This window comes from Micromonospora xinjiangensis, assembly GCF_056150165.1.
In genome coordinates this window covers 121,610-148,168 of the sequence record NZ_JAXCFO010000009.1, presented here as the reverse complement: position 1 = coordinate 148,168, position 26,559 = coordinate 121,610, and the positions used below count along the sequence as shown (strand labels likewise).

24 protein-coding genes are annotated in these 26,559 nt (G+C 74.1%); 3 read left to right on the top strand and 21 right to left on the bottom strand.

The window, feature by feature from the left end; translation table 11 throughout:
• The first annotated feature begins 103 nt into the window (after window positions 1-103).
• On the top strand, window positions 104-988 hold the full coding sequence (locus tag SM573_RS26815; protein ID WP_474614827.1) for a septum formation family protein: 885 nt from the start codon (window positions 104-106) through the stop codon (window positions 986-988).
• Between the two features lie 87 nt (window positions 989-1,075).
• A complete protein-coding gene (locus tag SM573_RS26810) occupies window positions 1,076-1,963 on the top strand; it encodes a septum formation family protein (protein ID WP_474614826.1) in 888 nt (295 codons plus the stop codon).
• Window positions 1,964-2,037: 74 nt separating this feature from the next.
• Here the strand turns inward: SM573_RS26810 and SM573_RS26805 are convergent, their stop codons facing one another.
• From SM573_RS26805 to pyrR, 17 genes are all read right to left on the bottom strand, one after another.
• Complete coding sequence (locus SM573_RS26805) at window positions 2,038-3,612, bottom strand: RsmB/NOP family class I SAM-dependent RNA methyltransferase (RefSeq protein WP_474614825.1); 1,575 nt, start codon at window positions 3,610-3,612, stop codon at window positions 2,038-2,040.
• The gene (gene fmt, locus SM573_RS26800) at window positions 3,609-4,535 is read right to left on the bottom strand and encodes a methionyl-tRNA formyltransferase (RefSeq protein ID WP_474614824.1); all 927 of its coding nucleotides are present in this window, start codon (window positions 4,533-4,535) and stop codon (window positions 3,609-3,611) included. Before fmt ends, SM573_RS26805 begins: the two co-directional genes overlap by 4 nt.
• Window positions 4,536-4,542: 7 nt before the next feature.
• Window positions 4,543-5,106, bottom strand: coding sequence for a peptide deformylase (gene def / locus SM573_RS26795; protein WP_474614823.1), 564 nt, complete (start codon window positions 5,104-5,106; stop codon window positions 4,543-4,545).
• A 313-nt stretch (window positions 5,107-5,419) separates the two neighbouring features.
• Complete coding sequence (locus SM573_RS26790; protein WP_474614822.1) at window positions 5,420-6,403, bottom strand: AAA family ATPase; 984 nt, start codon at window positions 6,401-6,403, stop codon at window positions 5,420-5,422.
• Between the two features lie 184 nt (window positions 6,404-6,587).
• On the bottom strand, window positions 6,588-8,747 hold the full coding sequence (locus SM573_RS26785; protein ID WP_474614865.1) for a primosomal protein N': 2,160 nt from the start codon (window positions 8,745-8,747) through the stop codon (window positions 6,588-6,590).
• Window positions 8,748-8,818: 71 nt separating this feature from the next.
• Window positions 8,819-10,012: a methionine adenosyltransferase gene (gene metK / locus SM573_RS26780; protein WP_474614821.1), complete on the bottom strand. Its 1,194-nt coding sequence runs from the start codon at window positions 10,010-10,012 to the stop codon at window positions 8,819-8,821.
• A gap of 90 nt (window positions 10,013-10,102) precedes the next feature.
• The gene (gene coaBC, locus SM573_RS26775; RefSeq protein ID WP_474614820.1) at window positions 10,103-11,308 is read right to left on the bottom strand and encodes a bifunctional phosphopantothenoylcysteine decarboxylase/phosphopantothenate--cysteine ligase CoaBC; all 1,206 of its coding nucleotides are present in this window, start codon (window positions 11,306-11,308) and stop codon (window positions 10,103-10,105) included.
• Window positions 11,309-11,322: 14 nt separating this feature from the next.
• Entirely contained in the window at window positions 11,323-11,589 is a 267-nt protein-coding gene (rpoZ, locus tag SM573_RS26770; protein WP_013285517.1) for a DNA-directed RNA polymerase subunit omega, read from the bottom strand.
• A 110-nt stretch (window positions 11,590-11,699) separates the two neighbouring features.
• Window positions 11,700-12,233 (bottom strand): nucleoside/nucleotide kinase family protein, encoded by a 534-nt coding sequence (locus tag SM573_RS26765; protein WP_474614819.1) that lies wholly within the window; start codon window positions 12,231-12,233, stop codon window positions 11,700-11,702.
• A 25-nt stretch (window positions 12,234-12,258) separates the two neighbouring features.
• The gene (gene mihF, locus SM573_RS26760) at window positions 12,259-12,576 is read right to left on the bottom strand and encodes an integration host factor, actinobacterial type (RefSeq protein WP_007458370.1); all 318 of its coding nucleotides are present in this window, start codon (window positions 12,574-12,576) and stop codon (window positions 12,259-12,261) included.
• A gap of 174 nt (window positions 12,577-12,750) precedes the next feature.
• Complete coding sequence (pyrF, locus tag SM573_RS26755) at window positions 12,751-13,590, bottom strand: orotidine-5'-phosphate decarboxylase (protein ID WP_474614818.1); 840 nt, start codon at window positions 13,588-13,590, stop codon at window positions 12,751-12,753.
• Window positions 13,591-14,104: 514 nt separating this feature from the next.
• Window positions 14,105-15,124, bottom strand: coding sequence for a quinone-dependent dihydroorotate dehydrogenase (locus tag SM573_RS26750; protein ID WP_474614817.1), 1,020 nt, complete (start codon window positions 15,122-15,124; stop codon window positions 14,105-14,107).
• A 103-nt stretch (window positions 15,125-15,227) separates the two neighbouring features.
• Window positions 15,228-18,599 carry a carbamoyl-phosphate synthase large subunit gene (gene carB / locus SM573_RS26745; RefSeq protein ID WP_474617325.1) on the bottom strand — a complete coding sequence of 1,124 codons (3,372 nt, stop codon included), beginning with the start codon at window positions 18,597-18,599 and terminating at the stop codon, window positions 15,228-15,230.
• Window positions 18,599-19,771 carry a glutamine-hydrolyzing carbamoyl-phosphate synthase small subunit gene (gene carA / locus SM573_RS26740; RefSeq protein ID WP_474614815.1) on the bottom strand — a complete coding sequence of 391 codons (1,173 nt, stop codon included), beginning with the start codon at window positions 19,769-19,771 and terminating at the stop codon, window positions 18,599-18,601. The genes carB and carA overlap by 1 nt, the downstream gene beginning before the upstream one ends.
• A gap of 55 nt (window positions 19,772-19,826) precedes the next feature.
• Window positions 19,827-21,104 (bottom strand): dihydroorotase, encoded by a 1,278-nt coding sequence (locus tag SM573_RS26735; RefSeq protein WP_474614814.1) that lies wholly within the window; start codon window positions 21,102-21,104, stop codon window positions 19,827-19,829.
• Entirely contained in the window at window positions 21,101-22,027 is a 927-nt protein-coding gene (locus SM573_RS26730) for an aspartate carbamoyltransferase catalytic subunit (RefSeq protein WP_474614864.1), read from the bottom strand. The genes SM573_RS26735 and SM573_RS26730 overlap by 4 nt, the downstream gene beginning before the upstream one ends.
• Window positions 22,028-22,086: 59 nt before the next feature.
• Window positions 22,087-22,668 carry a bifunctional pyr operon transcriptional regulator/uracil phosphoribosyltransferase PyrR gene (pyrR, locus tag SM573_RS26725; RefSeq protein WP_474614813.1) on the bottom strand — a complete coding sequence of 194 codons (582 nt, stop codon included), beginning with the start codon at window positions 22,666-22,668 and terminating at the stop codon, window positions 22,087-22,089.
• Between the two features lie 289 nt (window positions 22,669-22,957).
• Between pyrR and bldD the strand changes: the two genes are divergently transcribed.
• Window positions 22,958-23,446: a transcriptional regulator BldD gene (bldD, locus tag SM573_RS26720; RefSeq protein WP_013285505.1), complete on the top strand. Its 489-nt coding sequence runs from the start codon at window positions 22,958-22,960 to the stop codon at window positions 23,444-23,446.
• A gap of 74 nt (window positions 23,447-23,520) precedes the next feature.
• On the opposite strand, the gene nusB is transcribed toward bldD, so the two are convergent.
• The 4 genes from nusB to aroB form a co-directional block, all read right to left on the bottom strand.
• A complete protein-coding gene (gene nusB, locus SM573_RS26715; RefSeq protein ID WP_474614863.1) occupies window positions 23,521-23,931 on the bottom strand; it encodes a transcription antitermination factor NusB in 411 nt (136 codons plus the stop codon).
• A 23-nt stretch (window positions 23,932-23,954) separates the two neighbouring features.
• Window positions 23,955-24,512: an elongation factor P gene (gene efp / locus SM573_RS26710; RefSeq protein ID WP_474614812.1), complete on the bottom strand. Its 558-nt coding sequence runs from the start codon at window positions 24,510-24,512 to the stop codon at window positions 23,955-23,957.
• A 482-nt stretch (window positions 24,513-24,994) separates the two neighbouring features.
• The gene (gene aroQ / locus SM573_RS26705) at window positions 24,995-25,432 is read right to left on the bottom strand and encodes a type II 3-dehydroquinate dehydratase (protein ID WP_474614811.1); all 438 of its coding nucleotides are present in this window, start codon (window positions 25,430-25,432) and stop codon (window positions 24,995-24,997) included.
• Window positions 25,429-26,505: a 3-dehydroquinate synthase gene (aroB, locus tag SM573_RS26700; RefSeq protein WP_474617324.1), complete on the bottom strand. Its 1,077-nt coding sequence runs from the start codon at window positions 26,503-26,505 to the stop codon at window positions 25,429-25,431. The genes aroQ and aroB overlap by 4 nt, the downstream gene beginning before the upstream one ends.
• Window positions 26,506-26,559 lie beyond the last annotated feature (54 nt).

Below are 26,559 nucleotides of genomic sequence, written 5' to 3'. Positions count from 1 at the left end.
GGAACCCGGCGAGACTCCAACGGGGACGGTGACGCGACGCCGCGCCCGGCACGTTCCGCCACGGACGAGGCCGGTGGTCACCCGTTCCCGGGAAGGGCGGAGGATGCGACGGTGGCTTGGGGCGCTGGCGGTGGCCGGCGCCGTGACGGTGCTGCTGACCGGTTGCCTGCGACCGCACGGTCCGGACGGCGACCTGGTCGACGACTGGCCCGCCATGCGGGCACCCACGCCCTTCGTCCCCGCCGCCGGGGCCTGCCTGCCCCGCATCACCACGGTCGTGCAGGCCGCCACCTACGAGACGGTGGCCTGCGCGCGCAACCACGTGGCCGAGGTCGTCCACGTCGGCACCTTCACCGCCTCGCCGTCCGCACGGCGGCCGGAGCCCGGCTCCGCGGCGCTGCGCACCGCACGCACCGAGTGCGACCAGCAGGTCCGGGACATGCTCGGCGGCGACTGGCACGGCGCCCGCCTGAGCCTCACCGTCGCGGTGCCCTCCGCGACCGCCTGGGCCGGCGGCGCCCGCTGGTTCCGCTGCGACCTGAGCGAGACCGACAGCATCGACAACACCCGCCCGGTCAACCGCAGCGGAAGCCTGCGCGGGGCGCTGATCGGCGACTCGCCGCTCATCCACCGCTGCTTCGACCCGAAGCTGATCGGCGGAAACCTCAACTACATGGCGCCGGTGCTGTGCAGCGAGCCGCACCGCGCCGAGTTCGTGGGCGTCTACACGGAGCGGAACCTCACCTGGGCGGAGTTCACCGCCGCCGCGGACACGGTGCACCGCCGGTGCATGTCGCTGATCGCCGCCTTCGCGGCGGTGCCCGACAACGCCGACCTGGCCTACCGGACGGGGTCCATCTTCTACCCGCCCTCGAAGCGGGAGTGGGAGGAGGGCGACCGGGGGGTGCGCTGTTTCCTGTGGAGCGACGACCGGAAGCTCACCCGCTCCATGCGGGGCGTCGGGCCGCAGGGACTACCGGCGATCTGAGCGCCGGTACCGTATGCTCCTGCGCCGTGGCGCAACCGGTCGACGATCGCCGGTGGGCGTGACCACGGTCGACGGGGAGGTCGGCGGATGCGACGGTGGTGGACGGCGGCCGTGTGGGGCACCGTGGCGGCACTCGGCCTCGCCGCGTGCGCCCCGGCCGGTCTCGACACGGACCTCACCGACGACTGGGCGGCCCTCGCCGCGGCCGAGGCCTTCGTTCCCGAGGCGGGGGTCTGCCACACCGCCGTGCAGGACGTCGGCTACCTCAGCGCGTACAACCCGGTGGAGTGCGCCCAGCCGCACCGGGTCGAGACGCTGCACGTGGGCACCCTCTCCGGCGCCGACGCGCAGCGGAACACGCCCCCGCCCGCCGGTTCGGCCGGGATGCGCGCCGCGCGGGCCGAGTGCGACCGCGAGGTCAGCAAGGCCGTCGGCGCCGAGTGGCGCACCGGCCGGCTCGGCGTGGCCGTGGTCTTCCCGGCCCCGCAGGCGTGGACCGGCGGGGCCCGTTGGTTCCGCTGCGACGCCAGCGAGATCACCAGCCTCGACGACCCGGGCGTCCGGCAGCGCGAGGGGAGCCTGCGCGACGCGCTGAAGGCCGGCTCGAAGCTGGCGCACACCTGCTTCAACCCGAAGCTGGTCAAGGACGAGATCGAGGAGATGGTGCCGGCGGCCTGCGGGGCGAAGCACCACGCCGAGTTCGTCGGCGTCTACCAGGCGCCCGACATCACGTACGCCGAGTTCAGCCGCACGACGCTCCGTACCCACAAGGCGTGCCGCAAGCTGATCGCCTCGTACGTGAAGGTGCCGGACAACTCCGACCTCCAGTACCGCGCCGGGACGATCTTCTACCACCCCTTCGAGCAGGCGTGGAAGAACGGCGACCGCGGCGTCCAGTGCTTCCTCTGGGTCAGCGACCGCAACCTGACCCGCTCCGTGAAGGGCGCCGGCAGCAAGGGCCTCCCGGTGCGCTGACCCCGCGGCGTCCGCGCCGTGATCCCCGCGCCAGCGAGGATGGCCGTTCCGCGCCGAACGGCCACCACCACGCGTCAGCCGCGGCGGAGCACCGCGAGGAACATGGCGTCGGTGCCGTGCCGGTGCGGCCACAGCTGCACCGTCGGGCCGTCGCCCAGACCGGGCATCCCGGCCGGCAGGAGCGGGCGGGCGTCGACGAAGTCCACCGACACCCCCGACCGCCGGGCCGCCTCGGTCACCGTCACGTGCGTCTCGACCGTGTGCGGCGAGCAGGTCACGTAGGCCACCAGCCCGCCGGGCCGCACGGCGCGCAGCGCCGCACCGAGCAGTTCCCGTTGGAGCCGGGTCAGCGCCGGCAGGTCCGACGGCTGCCGCCGCCACCGGGACTCGGGGCGGCGCCGCAGCGACCCCAGACCGGTGCACGGCGCGTCGACCAGCACCCGGTCGAAGTGGTCCTCGGGCAGCTTCGGGTCCCGGCCCACGGTGCGGCCGTCGGTGTTCAGCACGGTCACCGGCAGGCCCTGGGTGGCCTGGGCGACCAGCCGGGCGCGGTGCTCGGCCACCTCGACGGCGGTCAGCCGGGCGTCGCGCTGGGCGGCGATTGCCCCGAGCAGCCCGGCCTTGCCGCCGGGACCGGCGCACAGGTCCAACCAACGCCCGTCCGGCCCGTCCAGCGGCGCCGCCGCCAGCGCGGCCGCCACCAGCTGGGAGCCCTCGTCCTGGACGTGGGCGCGGCCCTCGGCCACCGCCGCCAGCTCACCCGGTGCCCCGCCGGGCAGGTAGACCGCGTACGGCGAGAAGGCGCCCGGGGCGCCACCCACCTCGTCGGCCAGCTCGGCCGGGTCGACCAGCCCGGGCCGGGCGCACAGGTGCACGGGCGGGCGCTCGTTGTCCTCGATCAACAGGCGGGTGGTCTCGCCGAGGTCACCGCCGAGCGCCTCGGCGAAAGCCCGCACGATCCACTGCGGGTGGCTGTAGGCCAGCGCGAGGTGACCGATCGGGTCGGTGGCCATGTCCGGCGCGAGCCGCTCCACCCAGGCGTCGGCGTCCCGCTCGGCGACCTCCCGCAGCACGGCGTTGGCGAAGCCGGTGGCGCCGGGGCCCACCACCCGCACCAGGTCGACGGTCGAGGAGACCGCGGCGTGCGCCGGCACGCGGGTGTGCAGCAGTTGGTACGCGCCGAGGCGCAGCGCGTCGCGCACCGGCGGGTCGATCCGCTGCACGTCCCGGCCCGCGGCCGCGGTCAGGATCGCGTCGAGGGTGCCGAGGTGACGCAGGGTGCCGTAGGTCAGCTCGGTCGCGAAGGCCGCGTCCCGGCCGATCAGCCCCTCCTCACGCAGGATCGCGGGCAGCACCAGGTTGGCGAACGCGTCGTCGCGGTGCACCGCCGCGACCGCCTGGTACGCCGCGTGCCGCGGCCGGTCCACGGGCGGGCGGCCGCCGCGCGCGCTTCCCCGCGCGCCGCCTTGACGGCGGTCGCCGCTGCGGTCGCCGTGGCGGCGTGCGTCCCGGGGGCCGTCGCCGCGCCGGGGAGCGCCCCGCTCGTCCCCCCGTCGGGCGCGGTCGTCGCGCGACCCGGACGTCGTCGGGCCGCCGGACTGCCCGCTGCGGGCGGCCCGGTCGTCGTGGGCCGGCCCGGGGCTCGTCACGCCAGGTCCTCTCCGGCGGCGACCCGGGCGCCACGCGCCCAGTCGGTCGCCGGCATGGCCCGCTTGCCCGCGACCCGCACCTCACCCAGCCGCACGGGGGTCGTGGCGGTGCCCACCAGCACCCGGGACTTCTCCACCAGCAGCTCCCCCGGCTTCAGGTCGGGGCCGTCCGGCACGGGGGTGACGGGGCCCAGCTTGATCCGCTCACCGCGGAAGGTGCTCCACGGGCCCGGCGCCGGGGTGCAGGCGCGGACCCGCCGGTCCACCGCGAAGGCCGGATCGGTCCAGCGCACCCGGGCGTCCTCCACGGTCAGCTTCGGCGCCAGCGACACCCCGTCGGCCGGCTGCGGCTCGGCCCGCGCCGTGCCGTCCTCGATCGCGTCGAGGACGGCGACCAGTAGACCGGCGCCGGACCCGGCGAGCCGCTCCAGCAGGTCGCCGGAGGTGTCGCCGGGCCGGATCTCGTCGGTCAGGGTGCCGTAGACGGGCCCCGTGTCCAGCCCTTCCTCCAGTTGGAAGACGCTGGCTCCGGTCACCTCGTCGCCGTGCAGCACGGCGTGTTGCACGGGCGCCGCGCCACGCCACGCCGGCAGCAGCGAGAAGTGGAGGTTCACCCAGCCGTGCCGGGGGATCTCCAGCGCGGCCGGCGGCACCAGCGCCCCGTAGGCCACCACCGGCACGCAGTCCGGCGCGAGCGCCCGCAGCCGGTCGAGGAACTCCGGCTCGCGCGGGCGCGCCGGGGTGAGCACCTCGACGCCGTGCTCGTCAGCCCACGCTCCCACCGGGGAGCGGGACAGGCCACGGCCCCGCCCGGCGGGCGCGTCGGGGCGGGTGACCACGGCGACCAGCTCGTGCCGGGAGGCGGCCACGGCGGCCAGGGACGGGACGGCGACGGCCGGCGTGCCGGCGAAGATCACGCGCACGGGCCGGTCACCCGCCCAGACCGAACGGACTGGCGGCCGGGCCGTGCGGGCTGAGCTTGACCACCGGCGGGGCGGCCGCGTCGTACCACTCGGCCTGGCGGATCGCCTTCATGGCCTCCTTGCGCCCGGCCTGGTCGAGCCGGTCGATGAAGAGCACGCCGTCGAGGTGGTCGGTCTCGTGCTGCACGCAGCGGGCCATCAGCCCGGTGCCGACGATCTGGACCGGGTCGCCGTAGCCGTTGAAGCCCTTGGCGATCACGTTCTGCCGGCGCTTGGTGTCGAAGTAGAGGCCGGGAATGGAGAGGCAGCCCTCGGGCCCGTCCTGCTCCTCCTCGTCGGGGAACTCCAGCACCGGGTTGACCAGGTGGCCGAGGACGTCGTCGACGTCGAAGGTGAACACCCGCAGGCCCACCCCGAGCTGCGGAGCGGCCAGGCCGGCGCCGTTCTGCTCACGCATGGTGTCGGTGAGGTCGGCGATGAGCCGGCGCAGCTCGGCGTCGAAGTCGACCACCGGATCGGCCGGCGTGCGCAGCACCGGATCCCCGAACAGACGGATGGGCTGGACGGTCACGCGGGACGACTCCTTCGCGGGATGGATGATCGGGGCCGTACCAGTCTACGGAGTGCCGGGGCGGGCCCCGGCCCGCGTACCGCCATCGGCCGGGACCGGTGTGCCGAGAGTCACCGGCAGGGTCTCGTAGCCACGCAGGGTCAGCCGCCGCGGCGACGGCAGCAGCGCCAAGCCTCGGCAGCGTCCACCGCCGGCCTCCCGCCCGGCGGACCGAGGGACTTCATCACGCCCCCGATCCGGTGCCGCGGCGATCCGGCGCCGGCCCGTGCGCGCGTACGGCGCGGCCGTCACCGGCGCGAGCGCCGCGGGCGGGTCAGGCGCCGTGGCCCGGCTCGCCGGCCAGCACCGCGTCCCCGCCGAGCAGCGCGTGCTCGGGCAGCGGCAGCTGGATGCCGTGCGCGGCCTCCCAGTCGTAGACGAGGCCGGGGCGGACCTGCGCGGCGAAGTAGTCGACCGCGCTCATCCCGCCGACCACCGGCTCGTCGACCTCGGCCACGAGCCGCGCCGGCACCAGGTGGAAGCCGCTCTGCAGGGCGGCGCTGAGCCGCCGGTGCCCGTCCACGACGAAGAAGTACTCGCCGGTGTAGCCGATCCGCAGCGGCTCCAGCGCCTCGTCACCGGCGCCGGCCACCTCGTCCACGAACTCGGAGTCCCACAGCCCGCGCAGGGTCGCGATGTCCTCGGTCGGGTAGACCCGGGCCGGGTCGAGCAGCAGCAATGGCGGCTCGTCGCGCAGCACCTCGGCGCCGAGCTTCCCCTCGTACGCCGCGACGACGTGCTCGATCACCTCGTCGGGGGTGGCCCGGGTGGTGTCGCAGATCAGGTCGTAGTTGCGCAGCCGGGCCTTGTCGACGCCGTAGCGGACCAGGAACCGGCTCCGCTCGCTCTCGCTGCGCTCGCGCAGCTTGGCCTTGGCCTCCTCCAGCGAGGTGTAGCTCTCGGCCGGGCCGGACGGGCGGGCCAGCACCCGGCGGGCCGCCTCACCCGGCTCGGTGATCATGTGCACCTTGAGCGCGTCGGTGAAGAAGTGCCAGGCCAGGCGCGAGTCCATGACGAGGCACTCGCCGGAGGCGGCGATGTCGCGCTGGAGCTGGTCGACGTAGCCGTCGACCGCCTGGTCCAGCTCGGCGTGCAGGTTGAGCTGCAGGGCGGTCATCTGCCGCTCCTGCGCCATCTGCCGGTAGAGGTCACCCACGCTGACCCGGCGCATCCCGAGCCGCTTGGCGATCTCCACCGACACGGTGCTCTTGCCGCTGCCGAGGTCACCGTTGAAGACGATCGACTGACGAACGGTCACGACTGGCCCACCCCTGATCACCGGCTGATCGACATCGTCCTTGGCACGGGCCGGCGCCGTATCGTGGCTGCGCCGCCGTGAGCCCGGCATGACGGGCGATGCTACCACTGTCCCGTCGGCCCCCCGCCGCACGCGGCGTGCGACGCCGGGCCGGGCCCACCCGTCGGAAGACCAGGTCACCGCCTCAGAAGAGGTCGTGCGGGTCGACCTGGAGACGAACCGGGTCGGCGGCCTTCCGCGCGCTGCGCGCCCCCGCCGCGGCGTGCAGCGCGCCCGCCAGCGCCGCCGCCCGGGCGCGCGGGACCCGGACCAGCATCCGCTCGCGCTCGCCGTCGGCCGGCACCGGCCCGAGCACCTCGGCCTCCTCCGGCAGCCGCGCCTCGCCCAACAGGTCCGCCACGGCGGCCGGGAGCCCCGTGACACTGGCCATCCGGACCGCCGGCGGGAAACCCAGCTCACGCCGCTCGGCCAGCTCCCGGGCCGCGAACCAGCCGGCGTCCCAGCGCAGCAGCGCCTGCACCGGGGCGAGCCCGCCGTCGGCGACCACCACCACCCGGCCCCCGGCGCCGGCCGGCCGGGCCAGCGCCGCCGCGGTCAGCCAGCGGCGCAGTGCCTCCTCGCCGGCGCGCAGGTCGGCCCGCGTGAGCAGGGCCCACGAGTCGAGCAGGAGCACGGCCCCGTAGCCGCCCTCGGCGACCGGCTCGGCCCCCGGGGTGGCGATCACCAGACCGGCTCCCGCCGGCACGGTCGCGAGCACCTCGTCCCGGCCCGAGGTGCGTACCGGCACGCCGGGGAACGCCCGCCCCAGCTCCTCGGCCGTCCGCCGGGCGCCGGTGACGGCGGCCCGCAGCCGCCGCCCACCGCACTCCGGGCAGGCGTACGCGGCGGCGACCCGGCCGCACCACCGGCAGGCGGGCGGGGCGCTCGCCGAGGGCAGCCCGAGCGGGCCGGCGCAGTGCGGGCACCGCGCCGGGGTGCGGCAGTCGGCGCAGGAGACCGACGGCAGGTAGCCGCGGCGGGGCACCTGGACCAGCACCGGCAGGTCGGCGCGGAGCGCGTCGCGCGCGGCCGTCCAGGCCAGGCTGGGCAGCCGCGCCGAGGCCGCCCCGGGATCGCGGGCCAGCTGCGGGTCGTCGCCGGTCGGCGCGATGGCCGGGGTACGCGCCCGCAGGGTGGCCCGGTCGGCGACCACCTCGCGCGCCCAGCCGGTCTCCAGCAGCAGCTGCGCCTCGGCGGTGCGGGCGTACCCGCCCACCAGCGCGGCGGCGTCGGCGAGCTGGGCCCGGGTGAGCAGCACCTCCCGGGCGTGCGGGTAGGGAGCCCGCGGCTCGCCGTGCAGGTCGTCGCCGTCGTCCCAGATCGCGACGAGCCCCAGCCGATCGACGGGGGCGAACATCGCGGCGCGGGTGCCGATCACCACGGGCACGTCGCCGCGCCGGGCGGCGAGGAAGGCCCGGTAGCGCCGGGCGGGGCCGAGCGCCGCGGAGAGGCTGACGTGCCGCCCCGGGCCGAGCGCGGCGGCCACCGCGGCGTCGAGCCGGTCGAGGTCCCGGTTGTCGGCGACCACCACGACGGCGCCCCGGCCGCCGGCCACCGTCGCGGCGACCGCCTCGGCGTAGCGGGCTGCCCAGTCCTCCCCGGGCAGCGCCGACCAGACCGCGCGGGGCGCCCGCCCGTCGGCGAGGGCGCGCAGGTAGGCCGGTCCGGCCGGGTAGTCCGGCCACCCGCCCGGTCCCGGCCGGGTGGCGGGCGACCGCGGGGCGGGCGCGGGGGCGGCGCGCTCGGGCAGGACGGCCACGGAGGTCCCGGCCGACGGACCGGACCCGGCCGGCACGGGCGGCGCACCGGACGCCGACGGGCCCGGCCCGTGCGGGGCCGACCCGGACGGGACCGAGCCCGACGGGACCGACCCGGACGGTGCCGGCCCGGACGGAGCCGGCTGGGGCGGCGCACCGGACACCCCCGAGGCCGCTTCGACGGCCGGGACGGCCGACGCGGACGGCCCGGTCACCGCCGGGGCGGCCGTCGCCTCCGGCCGCGGCTCCTTCTCCACCCTCGCGTGCCGAGGGGGGACGGCGAGCCGGAGCACGTCGGCGAGGCTGCCGGCGTACCGGTCGGCGACCGCCCGGGCCAGCCGCGCCACCTCGGGCGAGAGCACCGGCTCCGGCGAGACGACCTTCTCCAGGTAGGCCAGGCGGGGATGGTCCGAGTGCGCGACCCGCTCCAGCAGCCACCCGTCGACGAGCTGCCCGGCGAAGCGGACCTTCACCCGCGCCCCCGGCACCGCCTGCTCGTCGAGCGCGGCCGGGACGAGGTAGTCGAAGGGGCGGTCCAGGTGGGCCAGGGGGACGTCGACGCAGACACGAGCGACCGGCGACCCGTCGGCGGGTCGCCGGTCGCTGCGCCTGGTGCCGGTCAGGCTCCCGCGGCCGACTTGAGGTCGGCGGCCCGGTCGGTGCTCTCCCAGGTCAGGTCGGGCAGTTCCCGGCCGAAGTGGCCGTACGCCGCGGTCTGCTGGTAGATCGGTCGGAGCAGGTTCAGATCCCGGATGATGGCCGCCGGGCGCAGGTCGAAGACCTCGTGGACGGCCTTCTCGATCGAGGTCACCGGCACGGTCTCGGTGCCGAAGGTCTCGATGAAGAGGCTGACCGGGTGCGCCTTGCCGATCGCGTACGCGACCTGCGCCTCGCACCGCTCGGCCAGGCCCGCCGCGACCACGTTCTTGGCGACCCAGCGCATCGCGTACGCGGCCGACCGGTCCACCTTCGACGGGTCCTTGCCGGAGAACGCCCCGCCGCCGTGGCGGGCGTAACCGCCATAGGTGTCGACAATGATCTTGCGGCCGGTCAGGCCGGCGTCACCCATCGGGCCACCGATCTCGAAGCGGCCGGTCGGGTTGACCAGCAGCCGGTAGCCCTCGGTGTCCAGGCCCAGGCTCTCCAGCTCCGGGGCGATGACGTGCTCTCGGATGTCCGGGGTGAGCAGCGAGTCCAGCGAGATGTCCGCGGCGTGCTGGCTCGACACCACGACCGTGTTGAGGCGGACGGGGAGCAGCCCCTCGTACTCGATGGTGACCTGCGTCTTGCCGTCCGGGCGCAGGTAGGGGATCGTGCCGTCCTTGCGTACCGCGGCGAGGCGACGGGCCAGCCGGTGCGCGAGGGCGATGGGCAGCGGCATCAGCTCCGGGGTCTCGGAGCAGGCGAAGCCGAACATCATGCCCTGGTCGCCGGCGCCCTGGGCGTCCAGCGCGCTCTCCGACGCACCGGTACGCAGCTCGAAGGCGTTGTCCACGCCCTGGGCGATGTCCTCCGACTGCGCGCCGATGGAGACGCTCACGCCGCACGAGGCCCCGTCGAAGCCCTTCTTCGACGAGTCGTAGCCGATGTCGAGGATGGTCCGGCGGACGATCGTCGGGATGTCCGCGTACGCCTTGGTGGTGACCTCACCGGCGATGTGCACCTGGCCGGTGGTGATCATGGTTTCCACCGCGACCCGGCTGCGCGGGTCCTCGGCGAGCAACGCGTCGAGGATGCCGTCGCTGATCTGGTCTGCGATCTTGTCCGGGTGGCCTTCCGTGACCGATTCGGACGTGAAGAGGCGGCGTGTCACGGCACTCCTAAGCGTGTGAAAGTCGTTCCGCGGAAGTCTAGTCACCACCGTCGGTGGCGGCGGAGCCGGTCACAGCCCGTCTCACTCTTGTCAGCGACCTGCCAGCCGTGTCACGACGAGGTCCCAGACGCCGTCGGCGAGGTCCTCCTTGGACTGTTCGGGCATCCGGGTGACCGAACCGTCCGCGCCGATGACGGTCGCCGCGTTGGTGTCGGCGCCGAAGACCTTGTCCGCCCCCACCTCGTTGATGACGATGAGGTCGGCCCGCTTCCGGGCGAGCTTGGCCCGGCCGTTGGCCTCGGCGTCGCCGGTCTCCGCCGCGAACACCACCAGCACCTGCTCGGGGCGACGGCGCTGGCCGAGCTCGGCCGCGATGTCCGGGTTGGTGACGAGCTCGATGGTGGGCGCGCTGCCGTCGTCCGCCTTCTTGATTTTGCCAGGCGCGTAGACCGCGGGGCGGAAATCGGCCGGAGCCGCCGCCATCACCACCGCGTCGGCCTCGACGGCCGCCTTGAGCGTGGCCTCCCGCAGCTCCTCGGTGGTGCCCACCCGGACCAGGTCGACGCCGGCGGGGTCGGCGAGGGAGACGTTGGCCGAGATCAGGGTGACCCGGGCGCCGCGCGCCACGGCGGCGCGGGCGAACGCGTAGCCCTGCTTGCCGGAGGAGCGGTTGCCGAGGAAGCGCACCGGGTCCAGCGGCTCGCGGGTGCCGCCGGCGGTGACCACGACGCGCCGGCCGGCCAGGTCGGTGGGGGCGTGGACGCCACGGGCCAGCACGCGCCGGGCGACCCGGAAGATCTCGGCGGGGTCGGGCAGGCGGCCCTTGCCCGTGTCGACGCCGGTGAGCCGGCCGACGGCGGGCTCGATGACCAGTACGCCCCGAGCGCGCAGCGTGGCGACGTTGGCCACGGTGGCGGGGTGCTCCCACATCTCGGTGTGCATGGCGGGCGCCAGCACCACCGGGCAGCGGGCCGTGAGCAGAGTGTTGGTGAGCAGGTCGTCGGCGAGGCCGTGCGCCGCCTTGGCGAGCAGGTCGGCGGTCGTCGGGGCGACAACCACGAGGTCGGCCTGCTGGCCGAGGCGCACGTGCGGCACCTCGTGCACGTCGGACCAGACGTCGTCGGCGACCGGCTGGCCGGAGAGGGCCGCCCAGGTCGGCGCCCCGACGAAGCGGAGCGCCGACGCGGTCGGCACGACCCGGACCCGGTGGCCCGATTCGGTGAAGAGCCGCAGCAGCTCACACGCCTTGTAGGCGGCGATGCCGCCACCGACCCCGAGGACGATCCCGGCGGACATCGCGGTGCGGCGGGTTACGGCTGGTCGGTCGGCTCGGCGGTGAGCAGGCCGGCGTTGATCTCGCGCATGGCGATGGAGAGCGGCTTCTCCTGCGGGGTGGTCTCGACCAGCGGGCCGACGTACTCCAGCAGGCCCTCACCGAGCTGGCTGTAGTACGCGTTGACCTGGCGGGCCCGCTTCGCGGCGAAGATGACCAGGGCGTACTTCGACGTCGTCTTCTCGAGGAGCTCGTCGATCGGCGGGTTGGTGATGCCCTCGGGGTTGGTGGCGATGCTTCCCACGAATAACCTCTGCGTCTGTCGAACCGCGCGGACGCGGTGCTGACTGGCGACCGCGGCCGACTCCGGCGTGAACCGCGGCCGACTCCGGACCGCTCACACGCGGGGGGTTTCTAACCCCGCACGCGCGGGCCGGCCGGAGTCGGATAAGAAGAACCGAACAAGCCTACCAGCTCATCTGCGACGCGATCGGTCAGGTCGTGCGTGAGGGCGAGATCGAAGGCGGCCGTCACGGCCGGGTCCAACCGGCGCCCCGGCGGGCTGAGCAGCACCAGCCGGGCGTCGGAGAGGCGCTCCCGGACGGCCAGGGCGCCCGGGGTGTCGAGCGGCAGCAGCACCGGTTGGCCGGCGGCGAGCCGCGAGCGCAGGGGTTCGGACGGGGTGCCCCGTCGGTGGGGGCCGGCCCGGGACCACTCCAGCAGGCCGCCCTGGGCGATCAGCCGGTCGAACTCGGCGGGGGTCAGGAAGACCTTGTCCACGCCGTCGACCTCGCCGTCGCGCCGCGGCCGGGTGGTCGCCGGCACCGGCCTCCACACGGCGGGCGAGCGCGCCCGGACGAGCTCGACGACACTCTCCCGGCCGGCGCCCGAGGGGCCGGCCAGGACAGTGAGCCGAGCCGCCGGGCGCGTCTCGCCTTCCGTGCTCACTGCTTGTTTCTACACGCTGCCATGCTCAGTTGGCGGCGAACTCTCCAAGCAGTGCCTTGCGCTGCTGCTCGCCGAGGCCACGCAGGCGGCGGCTGTCAGCGATCTTGAGCTTCTCCATGATCTGGGTGGCCCGGATCTTGCCGATGCCCGGCATCGCCTGCAGGACGGCCGACACCTTCAGCTTGCCCACGACGTCGTCGGACTCGGCCCGCTCGAGAACGGCTCCGAGGGTGGTCTTGCCCTGCTTGAGCTGCTCCTTCAGCTCAGCACGGGCCTTGCGGATCTCCGCGGCCTTCTCCAGCGCGGCAGCGCGCTGCTCGGGGGTCAGTGACGGGAGCGGCACCAGTTCTCCTCAGGTCCCTATAGCGACGGGCGGGACGCACCGCCGCATCTGTGAAACGTGGTGTCGCTGTGAACCAAGGGGTCCGTGGTTCCCAGCGCGGGGAAAACTAGCGGTCGCCGGACGTTTCGGCAACGTGGGCGCGCGATGATCTTCGCAAAGTGACCGAGCCGTCAGTCAGCCGGCGGCGGCCAGGACGGCCCGGCAGTCGGCCAGCGCACGGTCCGCGGCGGCGCGCAGCGCGGCCACGTCCGGGCCCGCGCCGAGCACCTCCCGGGAGTACGACGGGAGCACCGCGGGCAGGCTCGCGCCGAAGACCGTACGCAGGTCCGCGGCGCTCGCGCCCTGGGCGCCGAGGCCCGGCGCGAGCAGCGGACCGTTGACCCGGGACAGGTCGTGACCGGTCTCGCCGATCGTCGCGCCGACCACCAGCCCAATGCTGCCGAGCGGCTCCGCACCCGCGTTGAGCTGGGAAATCTCGTCGATTACGGTCTGCGCGACGGTCCGACCGTCGACGGTGCGCGCGTGCTGCACCGCCGGCCCCTCCGGGTTGGAGGTGAGCGCCAGCACGAAGACGCCGCCGCCGTGCTCGGCGGCCAGCTCGAACATGGGGGCCAGTGAACCTACTCCCAGGTAGGGGCTGGCGGTCAGGGCGTCGACATAGAGCGGACTGGATGGATCAAGGTACGCCTCGGCGTACGCGCGGACCGTCGACCCGATGTCGCCGCGCTTGACGTCGAGGAGAACGAGCGAGCCGAGGTCCCGTAACTGTCGGATAGTTGACTCAAGAATCGCGACACCTCGGGCACCGAAACGCTCGAAGAAGGCCGACTGAGGCTTGACCACCGCAACCCGGTCACCGAGGGCGTCCACGACGGTCCGGGCGAACCGGTCGAGGCCGTCGACGTCGTCCGCCAGCCCCCAGCGGGTTAGCAGTCCCGGATGCGGGTCGATCCCCACGCAGAGCGGTCCCCGCTCGGTCACGGCCCGGTGCAACCGGGCGCCGAAGGTCTCCATCCGATCGTCTCCTCTCGCCATCACACTTCCGCACGGCCCGGGCGATCCCCGCCGCCGCGTACGTCTGCCCGCCGGCCCCGTGACCCCGCCGGTCCACCGGCCCGGCCGGGCCCCGCGCGCCGTCCCGCGAACGCCGGCACTCTCCGCCCCCACGGCCGCTCGCGTCCGCTCGCCGCCGGTACGGCCGAGGCCGCCGGACGAGCCGGCCCACACCGCGGCCCACGGCGCTCCCAGAACGGTCCGGAACCCCGTGGCGGTGGTGTGGACCCCGGTCGACCCGTCCCCGGCGCGCAGCAGCCCCCTGGGGGCCTCGGCGCGCCCGGGGACGGGCGGATTGCCCGGGAAGTCGGGACCGCGCGGCGGGACGGACCGTGGGCGTCACCCCCGCCGGCGTGATCCCCCTCCGTCGGCGACGTCGTCGTCCCGCGGGCGCGCGACACCGCGGCAGCGGGCCGGTAGCGTCGATCAGCCGGCGCGGACCGCCCGCCGAGGCCGGCGGTCCGCGTCCGGCCGGTCACCGCGCCGGCGCCGACGTGCGGGCCGCGGCGCGGACCAGCGCCGGACCCCGATAGATGAACCCGGTGTAGAGCTGGACCAGGCTGGCGCCGGCGTCGAGCATCCGCGCCACGTCGTCCGGGTCGAGGAGGCCGCCGACGCCGACCACCGGCAGCCGCCCGCCGGTCTCCCGGTGGACGAACGAGACCACCTCCCGGGCCCGCACCGCGAGCGGCCGGCCGGAGAGGCCACCGGTCTCCGCGCCGCGCGCCCGGTCGGCGGGGGCCAGGCCGTCCCGCGCGAGGGTGGTGTTCGTGGCGATCACCCCGGCCGCGCCGCGGGCCAGGCAGACCTCCAGCAACTCGGCGATCGCCGGCTCGGTCAGGTCCGGGGCGATCTTGACGAGCACCGGCCTCTCCCCCACCAGCGCCGCCAGCAGCGCGTCCAGGTGCGAGCGGTCCTGGAGGGTACGCAGGCCCGGCGTGTTCGGCGAGGAGACGTTGACCGCGAAGTAGTCGCCGTGCCCGCGCAGCGCACGGTACGAGGCGAGGTAGTCCTCGACCGCGTCCTCGAGGGGGGTCACCTTGGACTTGCCGAGCGAGATGCCCAGCGGGACGCCGAGTGGCCGGGGCAGCGCCGCGAGGCGCGCGGCGAGGGCCGCCGCACCGGAGTTGTTGAAGCCCATCCGGTTCACCACGGCCTCGCTGTCGCGCAGCCGGAACAGCCGGGGCCGGGGATTGCCCGGCTGCCCGTGCGCCGTCACCGTGCCCACCTCGACGAAGCCGAAGCCCAGCGCCGGCCAGGCGGGCAGCGCCACGCCGTCCTTGTCCATCCCGGCCGCCAGACCGACCGGGTTGGGGAACTCCACCCCGAACACGGTGCGCGGGGCGCGCACCGCGTAGCGGGCCCGCAGCGCCGCGAGGGCCAGCGGCGCACGGGCCACGGCGGCGAGCCGCCGCAGTGTCCACTCGTGCGCCGCCTCCGCGTCCCCGCCACCGATCCGGAACAGCACCGGACGGACGGCCCGCTCGAACATCACCGCCGCCGCCCCCCGCCAGCCCGGCCGGTGACCCGGGCGCCGCCGGCGGCCACGGCGGGCCGCGAGATCGACGCGTGGGCGAAGCCCGGGCCGACCCGGCGGGTCACTGGGCGGCCCGCAGGGCGGCGTGCAGCTCCTGGAGGGGACGCACGCGCATGTCGCCGCGGATGCGGGCCTCGATGCCCATCACCGCCGCCGCCGCGCCCGGCACCGTGGTGATGCACGGGATGTCCGCGGTGACCGCCGCGCTGCGGATCTCGTAGCCGTCGGAGCGGGCGCTCGCACCGGAGCCCTGCGGGGTGTTGACCACCAGGGCCACGTCGCCGCCGAGGATCATCGAGACGGCGTCCTCGCCCTCGCCGGCCTCGTAGTGCTTGCGGATCTGCTCGCAGGCGATGCCGTGCCGGCGCAGCACCTCGGCGGTGCCGGTCGTGGCGACGATCTCGAAGCCCAGGTCGGCGAGGCGCTTGATCGGGAAGATCATCCCCCGCTTGTCCCGGTTGGCGACCGAGACGAAGATCCGCCCGCCGGTCGGCAGCGAGCCGTACGCGGCCGACTGCGACTTGGCGAAGGCGTGCCCGAAGTTCGTGTCGATGCCCATCACCTCGCCGGTGGACTTCATCTCCGGGCCGAGCAGCGAGTCGATCCCCTTGCCGGCCGGGGTGCGGAAGCGCTTGAACGGCAGCACCGCCTCCTTCACCGCGATCGGCGCGTCCGCCGGCATCGTGCCGCCGTCCCCGGTCGCCGGGAGCAGCCCCTCGGCACGCAGCTCGGCGACGGTGGCGCCGAGCGCGATCCGGGCCGCCGCCTTGGCCAGCGGCACCGCGGTCGCCTTCGAGACGAACGGCACGGTCCGCGACGCGCGCGGGTTCGCCTCCAGCACGTACAGCACGTCGTCCTTCAGCGCGTACTGCACGTTGAGCAGGCCACGCACGCCGATGCCCCGGGCGATCGCCTCGGTGTAGCGGCGGACCTGGGCCAGGTGGGAGCCGGCCAGCGTGATCGGCGGCAGGGCGCAGGACGAGTCACCGGAGTGGATACCCGCCTCCTCGATGTGCTCCATCACACCGCCGAGGTAGACCTCGCCGTCGGCGTCGCAGAGCGCGTCCACGTCGATCTCGATGGCGTCGTCGAGGAACCGGTCGACCAGCACCGGGTGGTTCGGCGAGATGTCGGTGGCCCGTCCGATGTAGTCGCGCAGGGTGGCGTCGTCGTAGACGATCTCCATGCCCCGCCCGCCCAGCACGTAGGACGGACGCACCAGCACCGGGTAGCCGATCTCGTCGGCGATCGCCTTCGCCTCCTCGTACGAGGTGGCCAGCCCGTACGCCGGCGCGCGCAGCCCGGCGCGGGCCAGCAGGGCACCGAACGCGCCCCGCTCCTCGGCGAGGTTGATCGACTCCGGGGAGGTGCCGACCACCGGCACACCGGCGTCCTTGAGTCGCTGCGCCAGCCCCAGTGGGGTCTGACCGCCGAGCTGCACGATCACCCCGACCACACCCGGCCCCCCGGCCGCCCTGCCGGAGGTGTCCTCGGCGTGCCAGACCTCCAGCACGTCCTCGAAGGTCAGCGGCTCGAAGTAGAGCCGGTCGGCGGTGTCGTAGTCGGTGGAGACCGTCTCCGGGTTGCAGTTGACCATGACGGTCTCGTAGCCGCCGGTGCCGGCGCCGCCGGCCGGGGCGGCCCGCAACGCCTGGACGGCGTGCACGCAGGAGTAGTCGAACTCGATGCCCTGGCCGATGCGGTTGGGCCCGGAGCCGAGGATCAACACCTTCGGCCGGGCCGACCCGACGACCTCGGTCTCCGAGTCGTACGACGAGTAGTGGTACGGCGTGGTCGCCTGGAACTCGGCCGCGCAGGTGTCCACCGTCTTGTACACCGGCCGGATGCCGAGCCGGTGCCGCAGCGTCCGTACGCCGTCCTCGGCGGCCAGCTCCGGGCGCAGCGCGGCCAGCTGCCGGTCGGACAGCCCCGCCCGCTTCGCCCGGCGCAGCAGGTCGGCGTCGAGCACCGGCGCGGCGACGATCTCCTCGCGCAGCTCCACCAGGCTCGCGATCTGGTCGAGGAACCACGGGTCGATCCCGCCGGACGCGGCGGCGACCTCCCCGATCGAGGCGCCGAGGCGCAGCGCCCGCTCCACGGTGTAGAGCCGCCCGTCGTGCGGCGTACGCAGCGCCGCGAGGGTGTTCTCCTTCGTGGCGCCCTCCGGGTCCGGCCTGGTCCAGAAACCGGCCGCCGCGGTCTCCATCGAGCGCATCGCCTTGTTCAGCGCCTCGGTGAAGTTCCGCCCGAGGCTCATGGCCTCACCCACCGACTTCATGGTGGTGGTCAGCTCCGCGTCCGCGCCGGGGAACTTCTCGAAGGCGAACCGCGGGATCTTCACGACCACGTAGTCCAGCGTCGGCTCGAACGCCGCCGGCGTCTTCAGCGTGATGTCGTTCGGGATCTCGTCGAGCGTGTAACCGATGGCCAGCTTCGCCGCGATCTTCGCGATCGGGAAGCCGGTCGCCTTCGACGCCAGCGCCGACGAGCGGGAGACCCGCGGGTTCATCTCGATGACCACGATCCGGCCGTCGGCCGGGTTCACCGCGAACTGGATGTTGCAGCCGCCGGTGTCCACCCCGACCTCACGCAGCACCGCGATGCCCAGGTCGCGCAGCTGCTGGTACTCCCGGTCGGTCAGCGTCATGGCGGGCGCCACGGTGACGCTGTCACCGGTGTGCACACCCATCGGGTCGAGGTTCTCGATCGAGCAGACCACCACCACGTTGTCGTGGCGGTCGCGCATCAGTTCGAGCTCGTACTCCTTCCAGCCGAGCACGCTCTCCTCGATGAGCACCTCGTGCACCGGGCTGGCCGCCAGGCCGTCGCCCGCGATGCGCTCCAGGTCCTCCGGGGTGTGCGCCATGCCGGAGCCCAGACCGCCCATCGTGAACGACGGCCGGATCACCACCGGCAGGCCCAGCTCGGCGACGGTCTCCTCGACCTCCGCCATGGAGTGGCAGACCCGGGAGCGCGGCACCAGCGACGACGGGTCCGCCACGCCGAGGCGGGCGCCGGCCTTCGCCACGATGTCCTTGAACAGCTGCCGGTCCTCGCCGCGCCGGATCGCGTCGATGTTCGCGCCGATCAGCTCGACGCCGTACTTCTCCAGCACGCCCGACTCGTGCAGCGCGACCGCGGTGTTCAACGCGGTCTGCCCGCCGAGGGTCGGCAGCACCGCGTCCGGCCGCTCCTTGGCGATGACCAGCTCGACGAACTCCGGCGTGATCGGCTCGACGTACGTGGCGTCGGCGAACTCCGGGTCGGTCATGATGGTGGCCGGGTTGGAGTTGACCAGGCTGACCCGGATCCCCTCGCTGCGCAGCACCCGGCACGCCTGGGTGCCGGAGTAGTCGAACTCGCAGGCCTGCCCGATCACGATCGGGCCGGAGCCGATGACCAGGATGTGCTTGAGGTCGCTCCGCTTCGGCATTACTTTCCGCCTTCGCTGTGGTTCCGGTCGAGGCCACGGCCCTCGATCAACTCGGCGAAGCGGTCGAAGAGGTAGTCCGCGTCGTGCGGGCCGGCCGCCGCCTCCGGGTGGTACTGCACCGTGAACGCGGGCACGTCCTTGGCCCGCAGCCCCTCGACCACGTTGTCGTTGAGGCAGACGTGGGACACCTCGACGCCGCCGAACTCGGTGTCGATCACCTGGTTCGGGACGACCGCCCCCACCCCGGCGCCGGGCACCTGCACCGCGAAGCCGTGGTTGTGGCTCGTCACCTCGACCTTGCCGGTGGCCCGGTCGAGCACCGGCTGGTTGATGCCGCGGTGGCCGTAGCCGAGCTTGTAGGTGCCGAAACCGAGGGCCCGGCCGAGGATCTGGCTGCCGAAGCAGATGCCGAACAGCGGGATCCGCCGGCTCAGCACCTCCCGGGCCAGGGTGACCGGCCCGTCGGCGGTCGCCGGGTCGCCCGGGCCGGGTGAGAAGAAGACCGCGTCGGCGCCGGTGGCGAGCAGGTCGTCGATGGTGGACGAGGCGGGCAGCACGTGCGTGGTGACCCCGCGCGCGGCGAGCCGGCGCGGCACGTTGCGCTTGATGCCCAGGTCCAGCGCGGCGACCGTGAAGCGGTGCGTGCCCTGCGCGGGCACCACGTACGGCTCGGCGGTGGTCACCTCGGCGGAGAGGTCCGCGCCGACCATCTCCGGCGCCTGCCGCACCCGGGCCAGCAGGGCCCGCGGGTCGTCCTCGACGCTGGAGATCCCGACGCGCATCGCGCCCCGCTCGCGCAGGTGCCGGGTCAGCGCCCGGGTGTCCACCCCGCTGATGCCGACCACGCCCTCGGCGGCCAGCCGGTCCTCGAGGCCGCCGGTCGCGCGCCAGTTGGAGCCGATCCGGGCCGGGTCACGCACCACATACCCGGCGACCCAGATCCGCGACGACTCGTCGTCCTCACCGTTGACGCCCGTGTTGCCGATGTGCGGCGCGGTCTGCACCACCACCTGCCGGTGGTACGACGGGTCGGTCAGGGTCTCCTGGTAGCCGGTCATGCCGGTGTTGAAGACCGCCTCGCCGAACGTCTCCCCGACGCTGCCGTACGCCTCGCCCTGGAACGTCCGCCCGTCCTCGAGCACGAGGATCGCGGGCCTGCGCTTGCTGCTCACTGCACTCGCCTTCCGTTCGTGACCGCGGGACTCCGCTCCGCTGCGCTCCTCGCACTCACCGAACTGCCTTTCCGTCCAGGACCGTCGGCACGCCGCGCAGGAAGGTCGCCACGACGCGACCCGGCAGCGTCATGCCGGCGTACGGGGTGTTGCGGCTCAGACTCGCCAGCTCCCCGGGCTCGACGACGCGGCGGGCCGCCGGGTCGACCAGGGTGAGGTTGGCCGGCACGCCGGGTGCCGGGTCGAGGCCGTGGGACTCCAGCCCGGCGATGCGGGCCGGGGTGCGGGACATCCGCTCGGCGATCAGGTCCCAGCGGGGGCCGAGCACGTCGATCGCGATCGACAGCGCCGTCTCCAGACCGAGCATGCCCGGTCGGGCGTACGCCCACTCGCACTCCTTGTCCTCCACGGCGTGCGGGGCGTGGTCGGTGGCGATGATGTCGATCACTCCGTCGGCCAACGCGGCGCGCAGCGCGGCGACGTCCTCGTCGGTACGCAGCGGCGGGTTGACCTTGTACACCGGGTCGTACGTCTCGGCGCGGGCGTCGGTCAGCAACAGGTGGTGCGGGGTCACCTCGGCGGTGACCCGCACGCCACGGGCCTTGGCCTGGCGCAGCACCTCGACGCTGCCGGCGGTGGAGACGTGGCAGACGTGCAGGCGGCTGCCGACGTGCTCGGCGAGCAGCACGTCCCGGGCGATGATCGCCTCTTCGGCCACCGCCGGCCAGCCGGTCAGCCCGAGGCGGGTGGAGACCTCGCCCTCGTGCATCTGGGCGCCCTCGGTGAGCCGGGGCTCCTCGGCGTGCTGCGCGATGATCCCGTCGAACGCCTTGACGTACTCCAGCGCCCGCCGCATCAGCCGCGGGTCGGCCACGCAGTGCCCGTCGTCGGAGAAGATCCGCACCCGGGCCGCGGAGTCGGCCATCGCGCCCAGCTCGGCCAGGCGCTCCCCGGCCAGCCCCACGGTGACCGCGCCGATCGGCTGCACGTCGACCAGCCCGGCCTCCCGGCCGAGCCGCCAGACCTGCTCGACCACGCCGGCCGTGTCCGCCACGGGGGAGGTGTTCGCCATCGCGCAGACGGCCGTGTACCCGCCCAGTGCCGCCGCCCGGGAGCCGGACTCGACGGTCTCGGCGTCCTCCCGCCCCGGCTCGCGCAGGTGGGTGTGCAGGTCGACGAGGCCGGGCAGGGCGACGAGCCCGGCGGCGTCGAGCACGGTGGCGTCGACGGCGGCGAGGTCGGTGCCGGTCTCGGCGACCACCCCGTCGCGGAGCAGCAGGTCGGTCGGCGCGGCGCCGAGCAGGCTGACCCCCTTGATGAGGTAAGCGGTCATGCGTTGTTCCCCCCGAGCAGCAGGTAGAGGACGGCCATCCGCACGGAGACACCGTTGGCGACCTGTTCGACGATGGTGGAGCGGGGCGAGTCGGCGACCTCGGGCGTGATCTCCATACCCCTGTTCATCGGGCCGGGGTGCATGACGATCGCGTGCTCCGGCAGCCGGCGCATCCGCGGCCCGTCCAGCCCGTAGCGGCGGGCGTACTCGCGGGCGGAGGGGAAGTAGGAGTCGGTCATCCGCTCCCGCTGCACCCGCAGCATCATGACCACGTCCGAGGTGGGCAGCACCGCGTCGAGGTCGTAGCAGACGGTGGTGTCGGGCGCGAGCGCGGCCGCGATGTCGACCGGGATCAGGGTGGGCGGCCCGACGAGGGTCACCTTCGCGCCGAGGGTGGAGAGCAGCAGCACGTTGGAGCGGGCCACCCGGCTGTGCAGCACGTCGCCGACGACCGCGACGGACAGGCCGGCGAGCCGCCCCAGCCGGGAGCGCATCGTGTACGCGTCGAGCAGCGCCTGCGTGGGGTGCTCGTGGGTGCCGTCGCCGGCGTTGACCACCGACCCGTCCACCCACTCGGCCAGGCGGTGCGCGGCGCCGGAGGCGGGGTGGCGGACCACCACCGCGTCGGCGCCCATCGCCTGGAGGGTCAGCGCGGTGTCCTTCAGGCTCTCGCCCTTGGCGACGCTGGACCCCTTCGCCGAGAAGTTGATCACGTCGGCGCTGAGCCGCTTCGCCGCGGCCTCGAAGGAGATCCGGGTCCGGGTCGAGTCCTCGTAGAAGAGGTTCACCACCGTCCGCCCGCGCAGCGCCGGCAGCTTCTTCACCTCGCGCCCGGCGACCGCGGCCATCTCGGCGGCGGTGTCCAGGATCCGGGTGGCGGTGGCGGCGTCCAGGTCGGCGCCGGAGAGCAGGTGGCGGATCATGGTGGGCTCCGCCGGCCCCTCGTTCGGGGCCGTGCCGCCCGCGGCCTGCGTTCGTGCGCTCACGCCGCACCCCCGTAGAGCTTGACCCCGTCCGCGCCGTCGATCTCGGCGAGCGTCACCTTCACGCTCTCGGTCAGCGAGGTCGGGATGTTCTTGCCGACGTAGTCGGCCCGGATGGGCAGTTCGCGGTGGCCCCGGTCGACGAGGACTGCGAGCTGCACGGAGGCGGGGCGGCCGAGGTCGCCGAGCGCGTCGAGGGCGGCCCGGACGGTCCGGCCGGAGAAGAGCACGTCGTCGACGAGGATGACGCGCTTGCCGTCGATGCCGCCGGGCGGCAGCTGGGTGGGCCCGATCGCGCGGGTGGCGTGCCGGCGCAGATCGTCGCGGTAGAGAGTGATGTCGAGCACACCAACCGGGACGGTCACGTCCTCGAAGGCACCGATCCGGGCCGCGAGCCGCCGGGCCAGCGGGGCACCCCGGGTGGGGATGCCGAGCAGGACCGTGTCGGCGGCGCCCTGGGTCTTCTCCAGGATCTGGTGGGCGATGCGATCGACCACGCGCTGCAGGTCGGCGCTGGCGAGGATCACCTTCACCGAGGGTTGCCGCGCGGGTGGCGACTGGGCAGCCGGTGGGCAGGCCACGGCGGACCTCCTTCCCCGCCTCACGGGACGGGTCGTTAAAGGACGTCGGACACCTCCGCCGCCGGTCGAAGGACGACCCACGGGGAGGCTTCACGCCACGTTACCAGTGGTCACCGGGTCGGCCGCCGCGGCCCGCTGACCACCGGATCAGCGCGACGAAATGGGGATAACTCCCCCGGTGCTCCCCAACGGTAAGGTCACGAACACTTGACCAGGTGTCGCAATCTGCGTACCGTCACGCTCCGTAGCGAATAGCTGGGAGAACCCCCGCAGCACTGGGAGTGTCCGAATGCCCTCTGAATACGCCAAGTCTCTGGGCGCCCGCCTGCGCTCGATCCGCCAGCAGCAGGGGCTCTCCCTGCAGGGGGTGGAGGAGAAGTCGAACGGGCGGTGGAAGGCCGTGGTGGTCGGCTCGTACGAGCGTGGCGACCGCGCCGTCACGGTGTCCCGCCTGGCCGAGCTGGCCGACTTCTACCGCGTTCCGGTCTCGGAGCTGCTGCCCGACGGCAGTGGGGTACGTCACGAGCCCACCAGCAAGATCGTGCTGGACCTGGAGCGCCTCTACGACGAGGCCTCCGAGGACCTCGCGTACGTCGCCCGCTACGCGCGGGCCATCCAGCAGCAGCGCGGCGACTACAACGGCCGGGTGCTGTCGATCCGCGCCGACGACCTGCGCGCCCTCGCCATCGTGTACGACGCCTCGCCGTCCGGTCTGATCGAGCGGCTCACCGAGCACGGTGTGCTGGTCGCCGACCCGCGCGCGTTCTTCGCCTCCTGAGGAGCCTGCACCACGAAGGGCCCGTGCCGTACGGCACGGGCCCTTCGCCGTCGTCTCGGTGCGGCGGCCGCCGGTCAGCGGGTGGCGTACTCGGCGATCCGGCCGAGCACCCCGTTGAGGAAGCGCGGGGAGTCGTCGGTCGACATCTGCCGGGCCAGTTCGACCGCCTCGCTGATCGCCACCGCGTCGTCGATCTCGTCGACGTAGAGGAGTTCGTAGACGGCGATCCGGGCCAGGTTGCGGTCGACCGTGGGCATCCGGTCCAGCGTCCAGCCCTCGGCGTAGCTGGCGATCAGCTCGTCGATCCGGTCGAGGTGGGCGCCGACCCCCTCGACCAGGCCCACCGCGTAGCCCAGGTGCTCCGGGTGGGGCCGCTCGATCCGCTCCAGGTAGCCGGCCAGCACCTCCACCGGGGGGCGGTTGCGCAGGTCGGCCTCGAAGAGCACGTCGAGCGCCCGCTTGCGCGCCTTGCGGCGCGCGGGCATCTGCTGCTTGGGTCCCTCGGCCATCAGGCGCGGCCGAGGTAACGGCCGTCCCGGGTGTCGACCTTGATCTTCTCACCGGTGGTGATGAACAGCGGCACCTGGACGGTGGCCCCGGTCTCGACCGTGGCCGGCTTGTTGCCACCGGTGGAGCGGTCGCCCTGCAGACCCGGCTCGGTGTACGTGACCTCGAGCACGACGCTGGTCGGCAGCTCGACGTAGAGCGGGACGCTCTCGTGGGTGGCGACGATCGCCTCGGCCTCGGGCAGGAGGTAGTTGGCCGCCTCGCCGACGGTGCCGCCGGGAACGGTGATCTGGTCGTACGTCTCCAGGTCCATGAAGACGTAGTCCTCGCCGTCGGCGTAGAGGTACTGCATCGTGCGCTTGTCGACGGTCGCGGTCTCGACCTTGGTGCCCGCGTTGAAGGTCTTGTCGACCACCTTGCCGGAGAGCACGTTCTTCAGCGTGGTACGCACGAACGCACCACCCTTACCGGGCTTGACGTGCTGGAACTCGACAACGGACCAGAGTTCCCCGTCGAGGTTGAGTACCAGGCCGTTCTTCAGGTCGTTGGTGGTGGCCATTTCCTGCCTTGATCATCAATTGGCGGACAGACCTGGAAAGTCTACTAGTCCGCCGGCGGTCCGCTCTGCGTCCACCCGGCCCTCGTCGGCAGGGCCGGGCCCACGACCTCGCTTTACCGCCCCTCCGCCGCCCGGGGGGCGCGCGACGAGCCCGTGGACCCACCCACCGGTCGGCCCCCGCCACCCGTCGGCCGGACCGTGACCACCGTCACGTTCCGTATCGCCCCAGCCTCCCCCGACGACACCTCGCCGCCCACTTTGCCCTGCACCCCGATCTGCACCGATCACTCTCCGCGGGGGCAAGTCGATCAATTCCGCACGCGGTCCGCACGGAATCGGCAGCTCAGGATGGTGGTGCAGATGAGGCGGCAGAGCAGAGGCACGCGGAGGGGATGGCCGGGCCGGCGCGGCGGAGCACCGAGGGTGAACACCGCCCCGATCACGTTCGGTGACGGGCGGCAGGGGGGTGGCCCGGTGGCCGGTCAGCGGGCGGCGGGGAGGGTCGCGAGGTGGTGCAGCGCCAGGCGGTAGCCGTCGACGCCGAGCCCGGCGATCACGCCGGTCGCCACGGCGGTGACCACCGAGTGGTGCCGGAACGCCTCGCGGGCGTGGACGTTGGAGATGTGCACCTCGACCAGCGGCCCGCGCAGCATGGCGCAGGCGTCCCGGACGGCGATCGAGTAGTGCGACCAGGCGGCCGGGTTCAGCACCACGGCGGCGCCCTCGTCGGCGGCGGCGTGCAGCCAGCCGAGCATCTCGTGCTCGGCGTCGGTCTGCCGCACGGTCACGTCGAGGCCGAGTTCCCGGCCGGTCGACTCGCACAGCGCCACCAGGTCCGCGTAGGTGGTGGCGCCGTAGACGTCCGGCTCGCGGGTGCCGAGGCGGCCCAGGTTCGGCCCGTTCAGCACGTACACCTTCACCGCGCCACCTCGCGGTAGGCGGCGTGCAGCAGCGCGTCGTCGGGCCCCTCCAGGATCGCGGGCCGGGCCAGCCCGTCCAGGATCACGAAACGCAGCTTGTCCCCGCGGGCCTTCTTGTCCACCCGCATCGTGGCGAGCAGCTCCGGCCACGCCTCGGCCCGGTACCCCGTGGGCAGGCCCAGCGCGGCCACGGCGGTGCGGTGGCGGCGGGCGGTGGCCTCGTCGAGCCGGCCGGCCAGCCGGGCCAGCGTGCCCGCGTAGACCAGGCCGACGGCGACCGCGTGCCCGTGCCGCCAGCGGTAGCCCTCCACCTTCTCGATGGCGTGCGCCAGGGTGTGGCCGTAGTTGAGCACCTCGCGCACCCCGGACTCGCGCAGATCGCCGGAGACCACGTCGGCCTTGACGCGGATCGCCCGCTCGATCAGCTCCCGGGCCACCGCGCCCGCCGGGTCGACCGCGGCCGTCGGGTCCCGCTCTACCAGCTCCAGAATCTCCGGGTCGGCGATGAAGCCGCACTTGACCACCTCGGCCATCCCGGCGGCCAGCTCGGCTGGCGGCAGGCTGTCCAGGGTGGACAGGTCGCAGACCACCCCGGCGGGCGGGTGGAACGCCCCGACCAGGTTCTTGCCCGCCGCGGTGTTGATGCCGGTCTTGCCACCCACCGCGGCGTCCACCATGCCGAGCAGCGAGGTCGCCACCGGCACCCAGCGCACGCCGCGCAGCAAGCAGGCCGCCACGAAGCCGGCCAGGTCCGTGACGGCACCCCCGCCGACCCCGACCACCGCGTCGTCGCGGGTGAACCCGGCCTCCCCCAGCCGGTCCCAGCAGGCGGCGGCCACCTCGATCCGCTTGCCCGCCTCGGCGTCGGGCACCTCGATGAGCAGCGGCCGGACGCCGGCGGCACGCAGCCGCTCCGCGAGGGCGTCGGTCAGCGCCTTGAGCGCGGGCGTGTGCAGCAGCGCCACCCGGGTGGCGCCGGGCAGCAGCCGCGGCGGCGAGTCGAGCAGGTCGCGTCCCACCAGCACGTCGTACGGCCGCTCGCCGCCGACCGGGATCCGGGTCACCTCGTCCATCGCCGGCAGCCTAGTCCAGCCGACGCGCCACGGGCGGCGACGTCCACCAGGTGG